Raw genomic sequence first — 18843 nt, forward strand, 5'->3', positions numbered from 1 at the left:
GGCGCAGGTTGATTCCGCTGTTTTTTTGGGTCGAGCCTCCGGCCCGCCCCCCGATTCACCTCATATGCACATTGACGCATATGCACCAATACGCATAAAGTCAAGTCAATTGGTCGGGACCTCAGGAAGGAGCAGCTGCCATGGCGCTGGGCGACGCAATCCTCGCATGCCTGACGGAACGTCCGATGACAGGCTACGAGCTCGCCAAGACATTCGATTCCTCGATCGGCTTCTTCTGGAAGGCCGACCACCAGCAGATCTACCGCGAGCTCTCCAAGCTGCGCGACCGCGGCTATATCCAGGGCCGCGAGGTCGTGCAGACAGGCAAGCCCAATAAGCTCATTTATACGCTCACTCCGGAGGGCCGAACAGCGCTGCGGCACTGGGCCGCGCGGCCGAGCACCCCGCCGTCGATCAAGGACGACCTCTTGGTCCGGCTGCATGCGCTCGACAGCATCGACATCGAGCCGATCCGCACCGATTTGATGGACCGGCTCGAGCACCACCGCGACCGCCACGAGAACTACGAGCGGATTCTGAAAAAGCGTTTCCCTGACGGCAAGGCGGAAGCTGTGCTGGACCTCGGCAATCTCCTGCTGCTGCGCCTCGGCGCCCGGCACGAGCAGATGGTGGCCGATTTCTGCGAGGAAGCGCTTGAGGCGCTGTCGGCGATGTCAGGCAAAGGCACCGTGGTGCCGCTGGAGGATGGCAAGCGGGAGAAGAGCTGAGGCGGGAGGTGATGCCTCCCTCTCCGCTGTCATCGCCCGCCTTGTGCCGCACTTGCGCACACTGGGACGGGGCATGACCCCGGTTGTCAGGCCAACCGGACGAGCGCCTCAACGGCGCCGCTAGTTCCCGCCGCCCAACTTTAAGACACCCGGCCTGCATTCCTTAACCCGTTATTTACCGTAACAGGAAAAAGTCGGTTTTCGAGGCAGACGACCCGCGCCAAATCCGATTGTCTTTGCAACCGGCACGCGAGGGAAGGCTGGAGGCGCCGGGGTGGGGCGCTGAAGTCGGAACCGGACAGAGTCATGAATTCGCGCGTATCGTGGAGTGTTGACGGCATCGATCCATCCGTCAGGGAGCGGGCCGAAGCTGCTGCGCGTCGTGCCGGCATGTCACTCAACGATTGGCTGAACTCCACGCTCGGCGAGACTGCCCCACCGAACTTTCGCCCGCCTTACGATCCGCGCCAGCAACAGCAACACACGCCGAGCCAGGAATTTAGCCAGGCGAGCCGCGAAGTCGCCGACATTCACCAGCGGCTCGACGCGATCACCCAGCAGATCGAACGGATCTCGAAGCCCGCGCCGCGCCAAGACTCTTCTCGTGAAAGACAAGACTCTTCTCGTGACAGAGATGTCTCGCGCGAGCAGGGCGTCGCGCGCCAACTCAACGACGCGATCTCGCGGCTCGATGCGCGGCTGTCGCAAATCTCGCGCCCACAGCCTCAGGCGCAGCAGCCCCAGGCGCCGCGACCGGCGCCCTCGCCGGTCGAGATGCGCCAGCGCCAGGCCGATGCGGTCGAGCGTGCGGCAGCCCAGGTCTATCGCAGCTCGCCACCCCTGAGCCCCGCCTCGCTCGACGTCGCGGTCGCCGAAATCACCGCGCGCCAAAGCGAGCTCGACGGTTTTACGCCGAGGCAGATGCCGCCGCGCGCCGCGCCCTCGATTGCACCCGCAGCACCTTACGCGCCGGCCATGACGCCGCCGGCGCCTGCCTATGCCCCGCCGCCGCAGCAGCCAGGGCCGGATTTCTCGTCGCTCGAGCGCCATCTGCTCAAGATCACGAGCCAGATCGAATCGCTGCAGCGCCCTGACAATACCGAGCAGGCCATCTCCGCCTTCCGCGGCGAGCTCGCCGAGATCCGTCAGGCCATCACCGAGGCGATGCCGCGCCGCGCGATCGAATCGATCGAGAACGAGATCCGCTCGCTGCACCGTCGCATCGACGAGACCCGCTCCAACGGCAGCGACGGCCAGGTGCTGTCAGGCATCGAGCGCGCGCTGTCCGACATCAAGCAGGTGCTGCGCACGCTGACGCCGGCCGAGCAGCTCACCGGCTATGACGAGGCGATCCGCAATCTCGGCGCCAAGCTCGATCTGATCCTGCGCGCCAATGACGATCCCTCGACGGTGCGCCAGCTCGAGGACGCGATCTCGGCGCTGCGCGCCATCGTCTCCAACGTCGCCTCCAACGAGGCGCTGGCGCGGCTCTCCGAGGACGTGCAGCTGCTGTCGTCCAAGGTCGACCAGATCACCCGCGCCTCCGGCCACAGCGACAGCTTCGCAGTGCTCGAGGAGCGCATCGCCGCCCTCACCGCCGCGCTGGAAACGCGCGAGCGGCCGCAGCCGTCCGAGAGCACCGAGCATCTGGAAGCCGCGATCCGCGCATTGTCGGATCGCTTCGACCGCATGCAGGTCGGCAACGATTCCGCTTCGACGTTCGCGCATCTCGAGCAGCGGGTCACGTATCTCCTGGAGCGGATCGAGGCCGCCGCCGATCCGCGCAACGGCAATTTGAGTCGCGTCGAGGACGGGCTGCACGACATCCTGCGCCACCTCGAGCGGCAGCAGGCGACCTATGCAGCGCTGGCGGAGAGTCGCAATTCGGCACCGCCGGTCGATTCCGGCGTGGTCGATCTCGTCAAGCGCGAGCTCTCCGACATCCGCTTCAGCCAGGCCGAGACCAACCGCAGCACCCAGGACTCGCTCGAAGCTGTCCATGGCGCGCTCGGCCACATCGTCGATCGCCTCTCCATGATCGAGGGCGATCTGCGTGCGGTACGCACGGCGCCGCCTGCGCCGCAGCCGGTGTCCATGGCAATGCCGATGGCCGCGCCGATGGAGCCCGCGCCGATGGCCCGCGAGCCGCGGCCGCAAGCGCAGCAGCCGCCGAAATACGATCCGAAGCCCGAACTGCCGAATCCGGCCGCCGCGCAGCACCCGCCGCACTCCACCTTCATCGCCGCCCCGCGCGAATTCCACGCCGCGGCCCCTGCCGCGCCGCCTGCGGTGCCGACGGCACCGCCCGTTCCGCCGCGCGCCATCAGCGAGATCCTGGAGCCGCACACGGCGCCGGCACGCGCCGCGATCGCACCGGAATTGCCGCCGGATCATCCGCTCGAGCCGGGCACCCGGCCGGGTGGCCGAGCCGCGACGCCTTCGGAGCGCATTGCCGCCTCCGAAAGCGCGATCAGCGAAATCCCCGCCGCGCCGAAAGAGCCGGTATCGTCGTCGAGCTTCATTGCCGCCGCGCGCCGCGCGGCCCAGGCCGCAGCGGCGCAACCGCCCGAGAAGCCCGGACGCGCCGCCAAGGCTGCGGCCCGCGCCAAGGACAAGGGCCAGGAAGGCGGCTCGACCATCACCTCAAAGATCCGCTCGCTGCTGGTCGGCGCGAGCGTGGTCGTGATCGTGCTCGGCACCTTCAAGATGGCGATGAACCTGCTCGAGGGCGGCAGCCCGGCGCCGGCGCAGCAGGAGATGGAGACGTCGTCCCCCGCACCCGCGCCGCAGCCGGCACTGCCGCCGGTCGAGACAAAGCCCACGACGCCCGAGCAGATCACGCCGTCGATGACTTCGCCGACGCCGATCGGCCGCCAGTCGCAGAACAATGCCGCGCCGGCCCCGGCGGACAATTCCGGCAGCACGGCTTCGGTCGAAATCCCACCGGGGCCCGCGGTGCCGCCTCCGCCCGCGGCGTCGAGCGATGTGACCGGTGCGCTGTCGGGCACGAGCCGCGCCAGGCTCGGAACGATCCAGGTGCCGCCGAGCGAGAAGCTGCCTGACGGCATCGGCGGGCCGGGCCTGCGCAGCGCCGCGATGAAGGGCGATGCGACCGCGGCCTACGAGATCGGCCTGCGCTTTGCCGAAGGCAAAGGCGTCGCCACGAATTACGACGAAGCCGCCAAATGGTACGACCGCGCGGCGCAGGCCGGCGTGGTGCCCGCGACCTTCCGCCTCGGCACGCTTTACGAAAAGGGCCTCGGCGTGAAGAAGGATGCCGACATCGCCCGCCGCTACTACACGCAGGCCGCCGAGCGCGGCAACGCCAAGGCGATGCACAATCTCGCGGTGCTCGATGCCGACGGCGGCGGACGCGGCGCCAATTACAAGAGCGCGGCGCAATGGTTCCGGAAGGCGGCCGATCGCGGCGTCGCCGACAGCCAGTTCAACCTCGGCATCCTCTATGCCCGGGGCATCGGCGTCGAGCAGAACCTCGCCGAGTCCTACAAATGGTTCAGCCTCGCGGCGGCGCAGGGCGATGCAGATGCCGCCGGCAAGCGCGACGACGTGGCCAAGCGCCTCGACCCGCAATCCCTCGCCGCCGCCAAGCTCGCGATCCAGACTTTCAGCGCCGAACCGCAGCCTGACGATGCGGTCAACGTTCCCACCCCGAACGGCGGCTGGGACAGCGCGCCACAGGCCAGCGCCAAGCCCGCGCCGAAGCAGGTTGCGACGAAGCGTTCGGCCTCGGCGGCGCATTGAAGTGATGAGGAAGGTCGGGGCGCGTCGCGCGGTGCCCACCTCTCCCGACGGGGCGAGGTGAACCGAGTCCTTTGGCTCGCAGCGGTTCAGACAAGCTTATCGCGACCATTCACCACGCACAAAAATCCTGGTCCCTCCTCGCTTCGAATTCCGCTATTGAGGGGCTCGGCAAATCGTTCGACCGTCCGGAGCAACCCGCGATGATCGATCCGTCTCGCCGGAGCGTGGTCCTTCGATGCAGCTCTATCTCCCCATCGCCGACCTGCCGGTCAATATCTTCCTGGTGCTGGCGATGGGCGCCGCGGTCGGCTTCGTCTCCGGCATGTTCGGGATCGGCGGCGGTTTTCTGATGACGCCGCTTCTGATCTTCATCGGCATCACGCCCGCGGTGGCCGTCGCTTCGGTCGCGAGCCACATCGCGGCCTCGTCCTTCTCCGGCGCGCTCTCTTACTGGCGGCGGCGCGCAATCGATCCGGCGCTTGCGAGCGTGTTGTTGTGCGGCGGCGTCACCGGCACGGCGCTGGGGGTGTGGGCCTTCACGCAACTCCGCGCGCTCGGTCAGCTCGACCTGATGATCGCGCTCTCTTACGTCGTGCTGCTCACCACGGTCGGAAGTCTGATGTTCTCCGAAGGTCTGCGCGCCTTGATGCGTATCCGGCACGGTGCGGTGCCGCCGCGGCGCACGCATAACTGGGTCCACGGCCTGCCGCTGAAGATGCGGTTCAAGCGCTCGAAGATCTATCTCTCGGTGATCCCCGTGGTGATCGTCGGCATCGTGATCGGCTTCATCGGCGCCATCATGGGCATCGGCGGCGGCTTCATCCTGGTGCCGATCATGATCTATCTCTTGAGGGTGCCGACCTCGACGGTGATCGGGACGTCGATGGTCCTAACCCTGGTCACGATGCTGTTCGCGACCATGCTGCATGCGGTGACCAATCACCTCGTCGACGCGGTGCTGGCGCTGATCCTGATGGTCGGCGGCGTCACCGGCGCGCAGTTCGGCGCCCGTGCCGGCCAGAAGATCCGCGGCGAGCAGCTACGGCTGCTGCTCGGCTTGCTCATCCTCTCGGTCGGCGTGCGCTTTGCGATCGAGCTGGTGATCCGGCCGGAGGATCTCTTCACCATCCGCGAGCTCGGGGTGACCGGATGACGCGCGCGCTTCTCGCACTCCTTCTCGTCCTGCTGCTCGGCTCGGCCGCGCGCGCCGAGCGGCTGATTGTGTCGGTCTCCAATCACCGCGTCACCGTGACGCCGAACTATTCGGGCGAGGAGCTGGTGCTGTTCGGATCGGTCGAGCGGGACGCCACCACGCCGGCCGACCGCACCGCCTATGATCTCGTCGTCACCGTGATGGGTCCGCGCGCGGACATGGTGACGCGGCGCAAGGAACGCAGATTCGGCATCTGGATCAACACCGACTACCGGCAATTCCTGGAGGTGCCGAGCTATCTGGCGCTGTTCGCCAACCGGCCCTTCAACCTCATCACCTCGCCCGAGATCGCGCGACGCCAGCAGATCGGGCTCAACAACGTGCTACTGACGCAGCGCGTCGGCGGCGACTATGCCGACGTGGTGCCGGATGATGCATTCCGCTCGGCCTTCATCCGCCTGCGGACCGAGCGAGGCCTCTACCGCGAGGATGCAAGCGCGGTGACCTTCCTGACGCCGACGCTGTTCCGCACCGGCATTCCGCTGCCGGCGGAGGTGCCGATCGGCACCTACGAGGTGGAGATCAAGCTGTTCGCCAACGGCGCGCTGATCACCAAGACCGAGACCGCGTTCGAGATCGTCAAGATCGGCTTCGAGCAGTTCGTCGCGACCAGCGCCCGGCAGCACGGGCTGATCTACGGCCTCGTCACGGCCGCGATGGCGCTGATGACGGGGTGGATGGCGTCGATTGTTTTCCGGAAGGATTGAGTGGGGGGGGGGCGAGCCACTCACTTGCCGTCATGGCCGGGCTTGTCCGCATCCATGTTCTCAGATACGGCGACAAAGACGTGGATGGCCGGGTCGAGCCCGGCCATGACGAGGAGGAGGAAGCGCACACGATGGCTTACTTCACGGCGCCTCGATCACCGTCGGCACGCCCGGCTCCAGCAGGCGCAGCCGCGTGCCGAAGCCGAGCACGTCGAAGGTCTTGCGCAGATCCTCGCCGTTCTGGCGGAAATGCGCCCAGCCCTCGATGTGAACAGGCACGATCATCGCATCCGGAAAGGCGCGCGCGGTCTCGATGGTGTCGTTGGTGTCCATGGTGAGATGGAACGGCCCGCGCGTCTGCGCGGCGCCTGCGAACGGCATCACCACGCCGCATTTGAAGCGGCGTGCGACCTCGGCGACGCCGTCGAACCAGGTTGTGTCGCCGCTGACATAGATGGAATGCGTGTCCTTGCGGCTCGACTGCACCACGAAGCCGATGACGTCGCCCGACAGCGGCTCGATGCCGGCCGGTCCGTGACGCGCCGGCGTCGCGGTGATCGTCAGCGTGTTGCCGTCGTCGTCCTTCAGATGCGCGGTCGCCCAGGGCGCAAGGCCCTCGACATGGCCGCCGAGGCGTTTTGCGCCAGCTTCGGTCGTCAGCGCGCGCGGCGCTTTCAGCAGATAGTCGCGGCCGGAATTGTCGAGATTGTCGGAATGCTGATCGTGGCTGAGCAAGACGGCATCGATCGGGCCGATCGCATCCGCTTTCAATGCGGGACCGATGGTCTTCTCCAGCTTCACATGCGGCAGCTGGTAAGCGCCGGGCGCATCGAAGGTCGGATCGGTGAGCAGGCGAAAGCCGTCGATCTCGATCAGCGCGGTGGGGCCGCCGATCAGGGTGATGCAGATGGGCATACGAAAGCTCCTCTTACGCAGCGGCCTTTGCCGGCCGCGTGACCAGGTAAATGCCGAGCGCCACCGGAACGATCCCGAGCAGGTCGCGCATCTCGATGTGCTCGCCGAGCACGATGTAGGCGAACAGCATGCCGAGCGGCGGCATCAGGAAATGATAGGCGCTGGCGGCGGTCGCGCCACACACTTTCAGGAGATGAAACCAGAGCCAATAGGCAAGGATCGAGCCGCCGAGCACGAGGAACGCGAAGGCGCCGATCAGGCTCGGCGTGACATCGATCGCGTGGACGTCGGCGAAGGTGAGCGCGACCGGCGTCAGCACGATGCCGGCGGCAAGGTTCTGCACGCCGTTGCCGATCCACAACGAGCCCTTCGGCGCCAGCAGCTTGAACAGGACGGTGCCGGCGACGATCGAGGCCAGGGAAGCCAGCGTGAAGATGATGCCGTGCAGACTATCGGTGCCGATCGACAGGCGATGCCAGACGATCAAGGTCACGCCGACGATGCCGAGCGAAAGTCCGCTCGCCTTGCGCCAGGTCATGCCCTCGCCGAGCAGCAGCGCGGCGAGCGCGGCGGTGAAGACCGGATTGGCCGAGACGATCAGGCCGCCGAGGCCGGCGGAGACCGATTGCAGGCCGGTGTAGCCAAGCCCGAGATAGAGCGCATTGTTGGCAATGCCGAGCACGGCGAAGACGGCGGCATCCCGCCATGACAAGGACCAGTCGCCGCGAACCATTGTGGCGCCGAGGATCAAAATGCCGGCGAGCGAGAAGCGCGCTGCGAGCAGGATCAGCGGCGGGCAATGGGTCACGCCGATCTTGCCGGCGACGAAGGCGTAGCTCCAGAGCAGGCAGAACAGGCCGATATAAAGCGGCAGCACGTTGAAGCGGCTGCGGGGGACGGACATCGAAGGGGCAAGCGACACGACATTTCTCCTCGGCCCTCGAAATAGGGACCCCGCTTGCCATTTGGAAATTAAATGATTAACTGCAGATCAGTGGATTTTCGAATGGAGGCGGCCATGCTCGATCTCGAGCTCCTGCGCAGCTTCGTCTCGGTGGTCGAGGCCGGCGGCTTCACCCGCGCCGGCGAGCGCGTTCACCGCACGCAGTCGACCGTCAGCCAGCAGATCAAGCGGCTGGAGGAGGATGTCGGCCAGGTGCTGTTGCACCGGGACGGCAAGGACGTGCGTCCGACCGAAGCGGGCGAGCGGCTGTTGTCCTATGCACGGCGGCTGCTCTCGCTTGCCGAAGAAGCGCGCGACATGCTGCGCGAGCCCGGCGGCGAAGGCGCGATCCGGCTGGGGATCCCTGAGGATTTCGCGGCGTATCGACTGACAAAACTGCTCGGCGCGTTCTCGCGCTCGCATCCGGGCCTGCGGTTAGATGTGCGCGCGGACCAGAGCAAGAACCTGTCCCGCGATCTCGAACGCGGCGAGCTCGACCTCGCGCTGTTCAAGCGCGGCGCCGGCGAGAAGGGCGCGATCGCGGCGTGGCCCGAGCGGGTGCATTGGGTCACCAGCAAGAGCCATCCGATCGACGTCAACGTCTCGTCGGTGCCGCTGATCGGCTTCCCAACCGGCTGCCTCTATCGCGCCGGCGCGATCCATGCACTCGAAAGCGCCGGCCGCGCCTGGCACATGGCCTATTCGTCATCGAGCCTCGCCGGCATCCAGGCCGCCGTTGCCGCCGGCATGGGGCTGAGCATCCTGTCCGAGATGTCGATCCAGTCCGATCACCGCGTGCTCACCGCCAAGGACGGCTTTGCGCCGATCAACAAGACCGAGGTCGCGCTGATGGCCGCGCCGGATGCGAGCCCGGCAACTCTGCGCCTTGCGGATCGTCTCGCCGAGTTCTGCGATAACGTGCAGGCGAAGGCCGCCTGAGCGCGCGAGCTCAACCTCAATTGGCCGCCGACAACAGCCTGTCGCCGCACGCATTGGCGTAGAACTTGCCGCCGCATTGACGCTTGATGGCGGCGCAGCGGGCTGCGGGCGAGGCATTTGGCGGGACCGTGAAGCCGCAGGTCAGGCCATCGGCGCTGCGGCTGGACCTGCCGGCGGCGAACGCCGCGCTCGAGGCGGAGATGCAGACAACGAGCAGGGCCGCAGCGGCGATCTCGATCAGCAGTCGCACCATGGCGTCTCCCTCCACACTGATGGCTGAATCCGAGAGCAATCTAGCACGGAATCCAAGTTTCTCCGTGCATGCCCGGGTTCCCAAACCGGCCCATTCCTTGCATAATTTTACGTCAGCGCAGTGCATCGGCGCGCCGGCGACGGTTCCGGCGCAGCGGCAAGACGCGTAGGGTGAGTAGCAGTTTTTCGACCAGGAAGTGACGGCCTTGCAAGATCAATCGTACCAGCCCAGTTTTCCCGCGCCCGGGCAGCCCATCGACGAACTCGCGCTGGCCGAGATCAAGGGCGCGATCCTGGCGAAGCTGCGCCTTGCCATCGGCAAGGACGCCGGCATGGCGACGAAGCACGACTGGTACCAGGCTGCAGCGCTGGCGCTGCGCGATCGCATCGTGCATCGCTGGCTCACCGCCGAGAAGCGCAGCTACGATGCCGGCAGCAAGCGCGTCTATTATCTCTCGCTCGAATTCCTGATCGGCCGTCTTTTCACCGACGCGCTCAACAACATGGGGCTGCTCAAGATCTTCGAGGTCGCGCTCGGCGATCTTGGCGTGTCGCTGCCGGACTTGCGCAAATGCGAGCCGGACGCGGCGCTCGGCAATGGTGGCCTCGGACGGCTCGCCGCCTGCTTCATGGAGAGCATGGCGACGCTGTCGATCCCTGCGATCGGCTACGGCATCCGCTACGATTACGGCCTGTTCCGCCAGATCATCAATCAAGGCTGGCAGCAGGAATATCCCGACGAATGGCTGAGCTTCGGCAATCCCTGGGAATTGCAGCGGCCCGAGGTGATCTACGACGTCAATTTCGGCGGCGGCGTCGAGCATGTCGACGACAAGGGTCGCGACCGCGCGATCTGGCATCCGGGCGAGACCGTGCAGGCGATCGCCTACGACACGCCGATCGTGGGCTGGCGCGGCCAGCACGTCAACGCGCTGCGGCTGTGGTCGGCGCGCTCGCCCGATCCGCTCAAGCTCGATGCCTTCAACAAGGGCGACTACGTCAGCGCCAGCGCCGAGCAGGCGCGCGCGGAGGCGATCTGCAAATTCCTCTATCCCAATGACGAAAGCCCGGCCGGCCGCGAGCTGCGGCTGCGCCAGGAATATTTCTTCGTCTCGGCCTCGCTGCAGGATCTGGTGAAGCGGCATCTTGCGTCCGACGGCCAGCTGCGCAGCCTGTCGTCCAAGGTCGCGGTGCAGCTCAACGACACCCATCCGAGCCTCGCCGTCACCGAGCTGATGCGCATCCTCGTCGACCTGCACAATTTCCGCTGGGACGAGGCCTGGAAGATTACGGTCGCCACCCTCTCCTACACCAACCACACGCTGCTGCCCGAGGCGCTGGAGACCTGGCCGGTCGAGCTGTTCGAGCGCCTCTTGCCGCGGCATCTGGAGATCATCTACCGCATCAACGTGCAGCACCTCGCGCTCGCCGAAGCGCGCGCGCCCGGCGACATCGACTTCCGCGCCTCGGTCTCGCTGATCGACGAGAAGAGCGGCCGCCGCGTGCGCATGGGCCAGCTCGCCTTCGTCGGCTCGCACCGCATCAACGGCGTCTCGGCAATGCATTCGGACCTGATGCGCGAGACCGTGTTCCACGATCTCAACCATCTCTATCCCGGCCGCATCACCAACAAGACCAACGGCATCACCTTCCGCCGCTGGCTGATGCTGGCGAACCCCAAGCTCACCGAGCTGTTGCGCGAGACCTGTGGCGAGGCCGTGCTCGACGATCCGACCCAGCTCTCGCTGATCGAGGCGCGCGCCAGCGACGTCGAGTTCCAGAAGAAATTCCGCAGCGTCAAGCTGCACAACAAGATGGCGCTGGCGCGCCTGATCGGCGAGCGGCTCGGCATCAAGGTCGATCCGAACGCGCTGTTCGACGTGCAGATCAAGCGCATTCACGAATACAAGCGCCAGCTGCTCAACGTCGTCGAGACGGTCGCGCTGTACCAGGCGATCAAGGACGATCCCAACGGCAATTGGGTGCCGCGGGTGAAGATTTTTGCCGGCAAGGCCGCGGCGAGCTATCGCTATGCAAAACTGATCATCAAGCTGATCAACGACGTCGCGGACGTCGTCAACAACGATCCCGCGATCGGCGGCAAGCTCAAGGTCGTGTTCCTGCCCGACTACAATGTCAGCCTCGCGGAAGTCATCATTCCCGCGGCCGACCTCTCCGAGCAGATCTCGACCGCCGGCATGGAAGCCTCCGGCACCGGCAACATGAAGCTGGCGCTGAACGGCGCCATCACCATCGGCACGCTCGACGGCGCCAATATCGAGATCCGCGACCAGGTCGGGCCTGAGAACATCGCGATCTTCGGCATGGAGGCCGGCGACGTGATGATCCGCCGCAAGCAGGGGCTGGATGCCTCCGACGTGATCCGCGGATCGCCGAAGCTGCAGCGTGCCATCAACGCGATCGGCGCCGGCGAGTTCTCGCCCGGCGATCCCGGCCGCTTCGAATCCATCGCGCACGCGCTGCGCTACCTCGACCATTACATGGTCAGCGCCGATTTCGATTCCTATTACGAGGCGCAGCGCAGCGTCGATGCGCGCTGGCTGGTCTCGCCGGCCTGGACGCGCGCCTCCATCCTCAACGTCGCCCGCATGGCGTGGTTCTCCTCCGACCGCACCATCCGCGAATACGCCCAGGAGATCTGGAACGTGCCGGTCAGTCCGATCACGCCGCCGTTCCAGGAGGCCAAGGACCAGCGCGGCGCCACGGCCTGATTTTTCCGCGGCGTGAAATCGGCGTTACGCGACAGGTCATTGCACAGACAGACGATGGCTGTGATATGACGACCGTCATTCCGGGGCGGCTCGCAGAGCCGAACCCGGAATCTCGAGATTCCGGGCTCGATGCTTCGCATCGTCCCGCAGTGACGGACGAAAACAAAAATGCACGCCAAGCTTCCGCACCCCTTCGACGACGCCACCCGCATCACCGCGGGTGACTCGCGTTGGCAGGGGCACACCAGCGACGACTACTGGGCCTTTGTCGGCCCGTTCGGCGGCGCCACGGCCGCGACCATCTTGCGCGCGCTGATCGAGCATCCAGAGCGCGCTGGCGATCCGCTGGCCCTCACCGTCAATTACTGCGCGCCGATCGCCAAGGGCCCGTTCGATCTCGACATAAGGCTGGTGAAGGCCAATCGCTCCAGCCAGCACTGGAGCGTCGAACTGTCGCAGGGCGGCGGCGAGGTCGCAACGCTCGCGACCGCCGTGTTCGCCGAGCGCCGGCCATCCTGGGAGCACCGGGTGGCCAAGATCCCGGACGCAAAGCCGTTCGAGCAGACGCTACCATTTCCGAAGATCTCGGCGTCCTGGGCCAACCAGTATGAATTCCGCTTCGTCGAGGGCGAGATGCGCATCGGGCCGCCGCAGGCCGAGCTCGCCAGCACCTTCTCGAAGCTCTGGATCAGCGACCGTGAGCCGCGCAGGCTCGACATGCCCTCGCTGATGTCGATGTCGGACGCCTTCTTCGGCCGCATCTTCCACGCCCGGCGTGAGCTGGTGCCGTTCGGCACGGTGTCGCTGACGACCTATTTCCACACCGACAGCGCGGAGCTCGCCGCGGAGAACATCACGCGCGTGCTTGCGACGGCCGATTCCAAGATCATGCACAAGAGCTACGCCGACCAGAACGCCGAGCTGTGGTCGCCGAACGGCAGGCTGCTCGCGACCACGACGCAGATCGCGTATTTCAAGGCGTAGGTGTATCCACAGAGGAGCCCTTGCGACGAAGCAATCCAGATTGCCTCCGCGGCGGGATTCTGGATTGCTTCGCGGAGCCGGTCAACGGGCCGCGCTTCGCGCGGCCCGTTGGCTCGCAATGACGAGCGGAAAGAGCGTTCACGAACAAAAAGGGCGGCCCTGCGGCCGCCCTTTTGCATTGAAGACGGAGCGATTACTCCGCCGCGAGCTTCACGTCCGGAGCGGCGGCGCGCACTTCGGCATCCACCTGCGATTCGAACTTGGCAAAGTTCTTCTGGAACATGCCGACCAGCGCGCGGGCGGTCTTGTCGAACTCGTCCTTGTCCTTCCAGGTGTTGACCGGGTTGAGGATCTCAGCTGGCACGCCCGGCAGCGCGGTCGGGACCGCGAAGCCGAAATATTTGTCGGTACGGAATTCGACGTTGCGAAGCGAGCCGTCGAGCGCGGCGGTGAGCAGCGCCCGCGTCACCTTGATCGGCATGCGCGAGCCGGTGCCGTACTTGCCGCCGGTCCATCCCGTGTTGACCAGCCAGCAATCGACATTGTGCCGGGCGATGAGGTCGCGCAGCATGTTGCCGTAGACGGATGGATCGAGCGGCAGGAAGGGCGAGCCGAAGCAGGTCGAGAATTCCGGCTGCGGCTCGTTGCCGAGACCGCGCTCGGTGCCGGCGACCTTGGCGGTGTAGCCGGACAGGAAGTGATACATCGCCTGCGCCGGCGACAGCTTGGCGATCGGCGGCATCACGCCGAAGGCATCGGCGGCGAGCATCACCACGTTCTTCGGCTGTGGTGCGCGGCCGGTGCGCGAGGCGTTCGGGATGAAGTCGAGCGGATAGGCCGAGCGCGTGTTCTCGGTCTTGGAGCCGTCGTCGAAATCGACGACGCGGGTGTTTTCGTCGAGCACGCAGTTCTCGAGCACCGCGCCGAAGCGGGTCGAGGCCGCGAAGATCTCGGGTTCGGCTTCCCGCGAGAGCTTGATGCACTTGGCGTAGCAGCCGCCTTCGAAGTTGAAGACGCCGTTCGGGCCCCAGCCGTGCTCGTCGTCACCGATCAGCGTGCGGTTCGGATCGGCCGACAGCGTGGTCTTGCCGGTGCCTGACAGCCCGAAGAAGATCGCGGTGTCGCCATTGGCGCCGACATTGGCCGAGCAGTGCATCGGCATCACGCCGCGCTCGGGCAGATAGTAGTTCAGCGTGGTGAAGACCGACTTCTTCATCTCGCCGGCATAATAAGACCCGCCGATCAGGACGATCTTGCGGGCGAAATCGATCGCGACGACGTTCTCCGACTTGCAGCCGTGCCGTTTGGGATCGGCGCGGAAGCTCGGCATGTCGATGATGGTGAGCTCGGGCGTGAAGCTCGACAGCTCGACCGCCTCGGGGCGGATCAAGAGCGTGCGGATGAACAGCGAGTGCCAGGCGAGCTCGGTGAAGACGCGCGTCTTGATCCGGTAGGCCGGATCGGCGCCGCCGTAGAGGTCCTGCGCGAACAGCGTCTTGCCTTCGGCGTGCTTGAGGAAGTCCTGGTAGAGCGCCTCGAACTGCTCTGCGGTGATCGACTGGTTGCCGGCCCACCACATCTTCTTGTCGGTGGTGGCGTCACGCACCGTGAACTTGTCCTTCGGACTGCGGCCGGTGAACTCGCCAGTGTCGGCACAGAGCGCGCCGTCGGCGGAGAGCACCGCCTCGCCCGCGGAGAGCGAGTATTGATAGAGTTGCGGCGCACCGAGGTTCCAGTGAACCTGCTTGAGATTCCTTAAGCCGAATTTGTCGGCGCCGAAGGCACCGTTGCGCACGCCCGTCTCTTGCACGAAAACATCCTCCTCGAACCCGCGATACTCAGCGGCCAAGCTTGTCACCATCGCGGTCACCGCTAATAATAGACCATCCGGCCTCGGCTGGGTGACCTAATACTGATGAACGCTGGCGTTGCCAAGCTGATCCCGCAGGATTTGGTCTATTCAAGGACCGCGCCAAATGCCGGGCATGTCAGCTCTGAGCAGGCGCGTCATAGAATCGCAAATGGTCGCGGAATCGCAAATGGTCGCGCAACCAAATGCGTATTTCTGCGTTGTTCAAGGTTGTTGCGATGCACAACCTCGCACCCGGCCTATCGTACCTCTCCTTCGCCGATGAGTGCGAACGGTCCCCACCTGGTGGGATAGGCGTTGCGCGGTGACGACGTGTCATCAACATAGGTTAACATCGCGCGGCGCAAGGCTTCGGCGCGCCCGATCTTTGGTTCGTTTTTGAGCAGCTCGAAAGTCGACGTGGTTAGTCGCGTGGCAGCTTCCGAATCCACCGCCCAATGCGAGACCAGCAGCGCGCGGGCGCCAGCGTAGAAGAACGCGCGCGCCAGCCCCGACAGCGCCTCGGCACCGGGCTTCTCGCCGGCGATCGTGTTGCACGCCGACAGCACCACCCAATCGGCATTGTGCTTGAGCTGGGCGACTTCGCTCGCGGTCAACAAGCCATCGTCGAGCTCGGTGGGCTGATCGGGAATGGAGAGCGCGAGCGAGGGCTCGCCCAGTCCCTTGACGTCGCCGGCAACGAGGCCGTGAGTGGCGAAGTAGATGATGCTGTATTGAGCAAGCGCTGCACGCTTCAGCGTCGTCTCGCTGGCGTCCCGGCCGAGATGAATGTCGGCCTCGGTGGCGCCGACATCCTTCGCCACCGCGTTCAGCTCGTCGGCGGTGTCTGGCAGCTGCGGCAACGCCTTTGCAAGCAGCGCGCGGTCGACGCCGGCGCCGCGCCAGAAGTCGGTATAGGCGATGGTCGTAATGCTGCGCGCCGCGAGCTTGCCGCTTGCGGCGCGCCGATCCGCCGGGCCTTCCAGCGCAGGGTTGAACACGGGATCGCCAAAGCCGGTCATCGGCTTGACGCCCTGATCCCGGCGCGCAGACGCGCGCAACGATTTCAGGCTGATCACCGACGGCAGCACCGACACCGCCTGACGCCGCAACAACCAGGCGCCGCTGCGATAGCCTTCGAGCGTGTCCGGGATCGCAGCCTGCGGCTTCTCCGTGACCAGCAAGTGAAACGGCAACGCGGTGAGCCCCGCCGAGGGCACCACCAGCAGGTTGCGCTTGTCTTTCGTCAGCGCCTCGACCGGGCCGAGCAGCGCGACATAGAGCTCGTTGGCGAGCGCGAGATCGAACAGCCCCGATTTGCCGGAGCCATCGCGCGCCTTGCCGACATCGAGACCCCTACGGAATGCGCTCACCTTCTGCGTCAGTGCGTCCGCGCCGAGCGGAATCTCCTTCCAGTCGACGGCCTCGCGCGTGATCGCGATGACATAGCTCTGCTTGTCGACGACGGAATAGAGCACCAACGCCTCCTCGGCGGACAGCAAGGGCTGGATGTCCTTCAACGCTAGCGGCAGCGGACTGGAGAGCGAGGCGTAGTCGGGAAACTCGATTGCGAGCGTCTTCTGCAAGCCCGCACGTTCCTTCGCGATCGCGGCGATCCGCGCGTGGCTGCGCTGCTCGGCGGCCAGGTCGCGCTGGGCGGATTGCTTCGACACCGCGCTGACGATCGCCTTGTCGAGCGCCTCGGTCTCGGCCGCGAGGTCCTGCTCCCTGCGCACCAGCTCGGCGAGCCGGTCGCTGCCGGCGGCGAACCGAACTGCAAGCTTGTTCACGGCGGAAGCGGCGGAGGATTGCGTGCCGCGCCGGATCGCGGCCAGCGCCTGATTCAGCGCCCTGTCGTCCGCCAGCAGGGATTGCTCGCGCGCAGCGAACAGGATCGGCAACACCACGCGCAGCTGCGCGCGGTTGGCCGCGAGCGTCCTTTCAGCGAGCGGCAGCGCATCGGCCGTTCGTCCCGACGCCTGAAGGAACGCGGCGAGAGTGCTGGTCGAGGTCGCGACATCGGGATTGTCAGGCCCGAGCGCACGCTCGCGGATCGCGAGCGCGCGGCGATAAAGCGGCTCGGACTCGGAATAGCGTCGCTCGTGCTGATAAAGCCCCGCGAGATTGTTCAGCGAGCGGGCGACGTCGAGATGATCCGGTCCGAGCACCTTCTCGCGGATTGCGAGCGAGCGCTTGATCGGCGCTTCGGCCTCGGCATCGCGGTTGAGATCGCGATCGACTTGGCCGATGTTGTTCAGGACCGTGGCGACCGCGGGATGCTCGGGCCCGCCGACCTTCTGATAGATCGCGAGGGCGCGTTGGAACAGCGGTTCGGCCTCGGCATGCCGCTCCTGTTTCACATAGAGCGTGGCGAGATTGTTGAGCGCCCGGCCGACATCGGGATGCTCGCGCGACAGACCCTTTTCGCTGACGGCCAGCGCACGCTTGAACAGCGGCTCGGCTTCAGCGAAGCGGCCCTGCCGCTGATAGAGCGCGGCGAGATTGGTCAACTCCGCCGAAACCAGTGGCGTTTCGAGGCCGAGCGATTGTTCCATCAGCGCGAGGGCACGTTTGTAGAGCGGCTCGGGGAGATCATCGCGGCCCTGGCCGGCATAGACCTGGCCGAGATTGTTGAGCGCGGCGGCAAGTTCGCGGCCGTTGTCACTCTCCAGGCGCGCCGCCATGCCTTGCGCGAGCGGCAGCGCCTCCGAATAGTTGCCGGCACTGATCAGCGCATTGATCCGCGTGCTTTCCGCGGCAAGAGCTTTCTGAGCAAGACCTTTCTGAGCAAGACTTGGGGTGGTAAACGATATCATGGTCGCGAGCGCCAAACCCGCACCCAGCGTCAAACGATGGCGTGTCATGAACCCTCTCGCGGCCGACTTCGAACCATTACGGTCTTGGGGCGCAGCGACCGAGGGCAGGGTTCAAGTGGCTGCGCTTCAGTCCACCTCAGAGCAGGATCCGGAAAATTGCGCAGCGGTTTTCCGAAAGATCATGCTCAAACAACAACCTGAAGCGTGGTGATGATTCATCCAAATCTCATCACGCCTTGGAGCGCGCTTCGCCAGCGAGGCGGACCAGCATCTTGCGCAGGGCCGTGCCGTCGGTCACCCGCTCCGGAAAATCCAGCCGTAGCGCGGTCTGGCCATCCTGCATGTCGAGACCCTCGGGGTCGCAGCCGGTGCAGCGCCAGTCGCCGGCGGGGGCGCCGAGGAGCCTTGTTGCGTAGAGGCCCATGGCGTCGCGATGATCGGCGTTCATGTGCTCCACGGCCCCCTCCTCGGCCGCAAGCAGATCCTCGGCGCCCGTGAGGTCGGTGAGGAACTGTTCGGGCTTAAGATCGATGATCCGGCCGAAGCCGGCGACCAAATGGGTTCCGGTCGGGCGGATCCGGAAGAAGGAGAAATCCTTAAACGAAACAAAAGCTTCTGCCGACGGATGGGCATTGAGATACCTCCGCTGGAGGAGCTCGTTGTCCGCCCCGGCCGCTTCGGCCCGGCCCGACAACATGATCCGGGCGCCCTCCAGGGGATCGCCGGCGGCACGCTCGTCCAGCATCAGCGAGACCCGGTTGTCGGCCAGGATATTCCTTGTGTGCACGGCCAGACCCGAAATCAGCAGGATCGGCGAGCCGTCAGGATGGCTCGCCAGATTGACCAGGGAACAATAGGGATCGCCCGAGCCCGCCATCAACGTGGCAAGGGCACCCTGCCGCGACCGCCGCAGCAGCGACTTGGCAAGCTTTTCGGGAGCGAAATCGGGGGTCGGTTGCATCGGCTTTCTCGGCTCAGGTGGTTGCAAGGGGGGTCTTTTTTC

General features: G+C 65.8%; 13 protein-coding genes. 7 read left to right on the forward strand and 6 right to left on the reverse strand.

What is annotated here, in order from left to right; genetic code table 11:
- Positions 1-140 precede the first annotated feature (140 nt).
- The 4 genes from ACVWY3_RS27800 to ACVWY3_RS27815 all read left to right on the forward strand — a co-directional run bounded on the left by ACVWY3_RS27800 (position 141) and on the right by ACVWY3_RS27815 (position 6410).
- The gene (locus tag ACVWY3_RS27800; RefSeq protein WP_456841308.1) at positions 141-728 is read left to right on the forward strand and encodes a PadR family transcriptional regulator; all 588 of its coding nucleotides are present in this window, start codon (positions 141-143) and stop codon (positions 726-728) included.
- Between the two features lie 306 nt (positions 729-1034).
- A complete protein-coding gene (locus tag ACVWY3_RS27805; protein WP_456841309.1) occupies positions 1035-4490 on the forward strand; it encodes a hypothetical protein in 3456 nt (1151 codons plus the stop codon).
- A 235-nt stretch (positions 4491-4725) separates the two neighbouring features.
- Complete coding sequence (locus ACVWY3_RS27810; RefSeq protein WP_456841310.1) at positions 4726-5643, forward strand: sulfite exporter TauE/SafE family protein; 918 nt, start codon at positions 4726-4728, stop codon at positions 5641-5643.
- Positions 5640-6410 carry a TIGR02186 family protein gene (locus ACVWY3_RS27815; RefSeq protein WP_456841311.1) on the forward strand — a complete coding sequence of 257 codons (771 nt, stop codon included), beginning with the start codon at positions 5640-5642 and terminating at the stop codon, positions 6408-6410. The genes ACVWY3_RS27810 and ACVWY3_RS27815 overlap by 4 nt, the downstream gene beginning before the upstream one ends.
- 141 nt (positions 6411-6551) lie before the next feature.
- On the opposite strand, the gene ACVWY3_RS27820 is transcribed toward ACVWY3_RS27815, so the two are convergent.
- Positions 6552-7325: an MBL fold metallo-hydrolase gene (locus ACVWY3_RS27820; protein WP_456841312.1), complete on the reverse strand. Its 774-nt coding sequence runs from the start codon at positions 7323-7325 to the stop codon at positions 6552-6554.
- A 13-nt stretch (positions 7326-7338) separates the two neighbouring features.
- Positions 7339-8247 carry a DMT family transporter gene (locus ACVWY3_RS27825; RefSeq protein WP_456841313.1) on the reverse strand — a complete coding sequence of 303 codons (909 nt, stop codon included), beginning with the start codon at positions 8245-8247 and terminating at the stop codon, positions 7339-7341.
- A 96-nt stretch (positions 8248-8343) separates the two neighbouring features.
- Between ACVWY3_RS27825 and ACVWY3_RS27830 the strand changes: the two genes are divergently transcribed.
- Positions 8344-9207 (forward strand): LysR family transcriptional regulator, encoded by an 864-nt coding sequence (locus ACVWY3_RS27830; RefSeq protein WP_456841314.1) that lies wholly within the window; start codon positions 8344-8346, stop codon positions 9205-9207.
- A gap of 16 nt (positions 9208-9223) precedes the next feature.
- On the opposite strand, the gene ACVWY3_RS27835 is transcribed toward ACVWY3_RS27830, so the two are convergent.
- The gene (locus ACVWY3_RS27835; RefSeq protein ID WP_456841315.1) at positions 9224-9460 is read right to left on the reverse strand and encodes a hypothetical protein; all 237 of its coding nucleotides are present in this window, start codon (positions 9458-9460) and stop codon (positions 9224-9226) included.
- Positions 9461-9665: 205 nt separating this feature from the next.
- Here ACVWY3_RS27835 and ACVWY3_RS27840 point away from each other — a divergent pair, with 205 nt between their 5' ends.
- Together ACVWY3_RS27840 and ACVWY3_RS27845 are read left to right on the forward strand one after the other, a co-directional pair.
- Positions 9666-12191 (forward strand): glycogen/starch/alpha-glucan phosphorylase, encoded by a 2526-nt coding sequence (locus ACVWY3_RS27840; RefSeq protein WP_456841316.1) that lies wholly within the window; start codon positions 9666-9668, stop codon positions 12189-12191.
- Positions 12192-12359: 168 nt separating this feature from the next.
- Entirely contained in the window at positions 12360-13175 is an 816-nt protein-coding gene (locus ACVWY3_RS27845) for an acyl-CoA thioesterase (RefSeq protein ID WP_456841317.1), read from the forward strand.
- A 193-nt stretch (positions 13176-13368) separates the two neighbouring features.
- Here the strand turns inward: ACVWY3_RS27845 and ACVWY3_RS27850 are convergent, their stop codons facing one another.
- The 3 genes from ACVWY3_RS27850 to ACVWY3_RS27860 form a co-directional block, all read right to left on the reverse strand.
- Positions 13369-14985 (reverse strand): phosphoenolpyruvate carboxykinase, encoded by a 1617-nt coding sequence (locus ACVWY3_RS27850; protein WP_456841318.1) that lies wholly within the window; start codon positions 14983-14985, stop codon positions 13369-13371.
- Positions 14986-15284: 299 nt separating this feature from the next.
- Positions 15285-17888, reverse strand: coding sequence for a CHAT domain-containing tetratricopeptide repeat protein (locus tag ACVWY3_RS27855; protein WP_456841319.1), 2604 nt, complete (start codon positions 17886-17888; stop codon positions 15285-15287).
- 181 nt (positions 17889-18069) lie between these two features.
- On the reverse strand, positions 18070-18801 hold the full coding sequence (locus ACVWY3_RS27860) for a HugZ family pyridoxamine 5'-phosphate oxidase (RefSeq protein ID WP_456841320.1): 732 nt from the start codon (positions 18799-18801) through the stop codon (positions 18070-18072).
- Between the last annotated feature and the right edge of the window lie 42 nt (positions 18802-18843).

The sequence above is a fragment of the Bradyrhizobium sp. USDA 4486 genome (assembly GCF_054057995.1).

Excerpts from the sequence above, each read along its gene's own strand:
- ACVWY3_RS27815 (WP_456841311.1), top strand. The coding sequence starts at position 5,640 with ATGACGCGCGCGCTTCTCGCACTCCTTCTCGTCCTGCTGCTCGGCTCG.
- ACVWY3_RS27810 (WP_456841310.1), top strand. The coding sequence starts at position 4,726 with ATGCAGCTCTATCTCCCCATCGCCGACCTGCCGGTCAATATCTTCCTG.
- ACVWY3_RS27805 (WP_456841309.1), top strand. The coding sequence starts at position 1,035 with ATGAATTCGCGCGTATCGTGGAGTGTTGACGGCATCGATCCATCCGTC.
- ACVWY3_RS27830 (WP_456841314.1), top strand. The coding sequence starts at position 8,344 with ATGCTCGATCTCGAGCTCCTGCGCAGCTTCGTCTCGGTGGTCGAGGCC.
- ACVWY3_RS27845 (WP_456841317.1), top strand. The coding sequence starts at position 12,360 with ATGCACGCCAAGCTTCCGCACCCCTTCGACGACGCCACCCGCATCACC.
- ACVWY3_RS27835 (WP_456841315.1), bottom strand. The coding sequence starts at position 9,460 with ATGGTGCGACTGCTGATCGAGATCGCCGCTGCGGCCCTGCTCGTTGTC.
- ACVWY3_RS27800 (WP_456841308.1), top strand. The coding sequence starts at position 141 with ATGGCGCTGGGCGACGCAATCCTCGCATGCCTGACGGAACGTCCGATG.
- ACVWY3_RS27820 (WP_456841312.1), bottom strand. The coding sequence starts at position 7,325 with ATGCCCATCTGCATCACCCTGATCGGCGGCCCCACCGCGCTGATCGAG.
- ACVWY3_RS27860 (WP_456841320.1), bottom strand. The coding sequence starts at position 18,801 with ATGCAACCGACCCCCGATTTCGCTCCCGAAAAGCTTGCCAAGTCGCTG.
- ACVWY3_RS27855 (WP_456841319.1), bottom strand. The coding sequence starts at position 17,888 with ATGACACGCCATCGTTTGACGCTGGGTGCGGGTTTGGCGCTCGCGACC.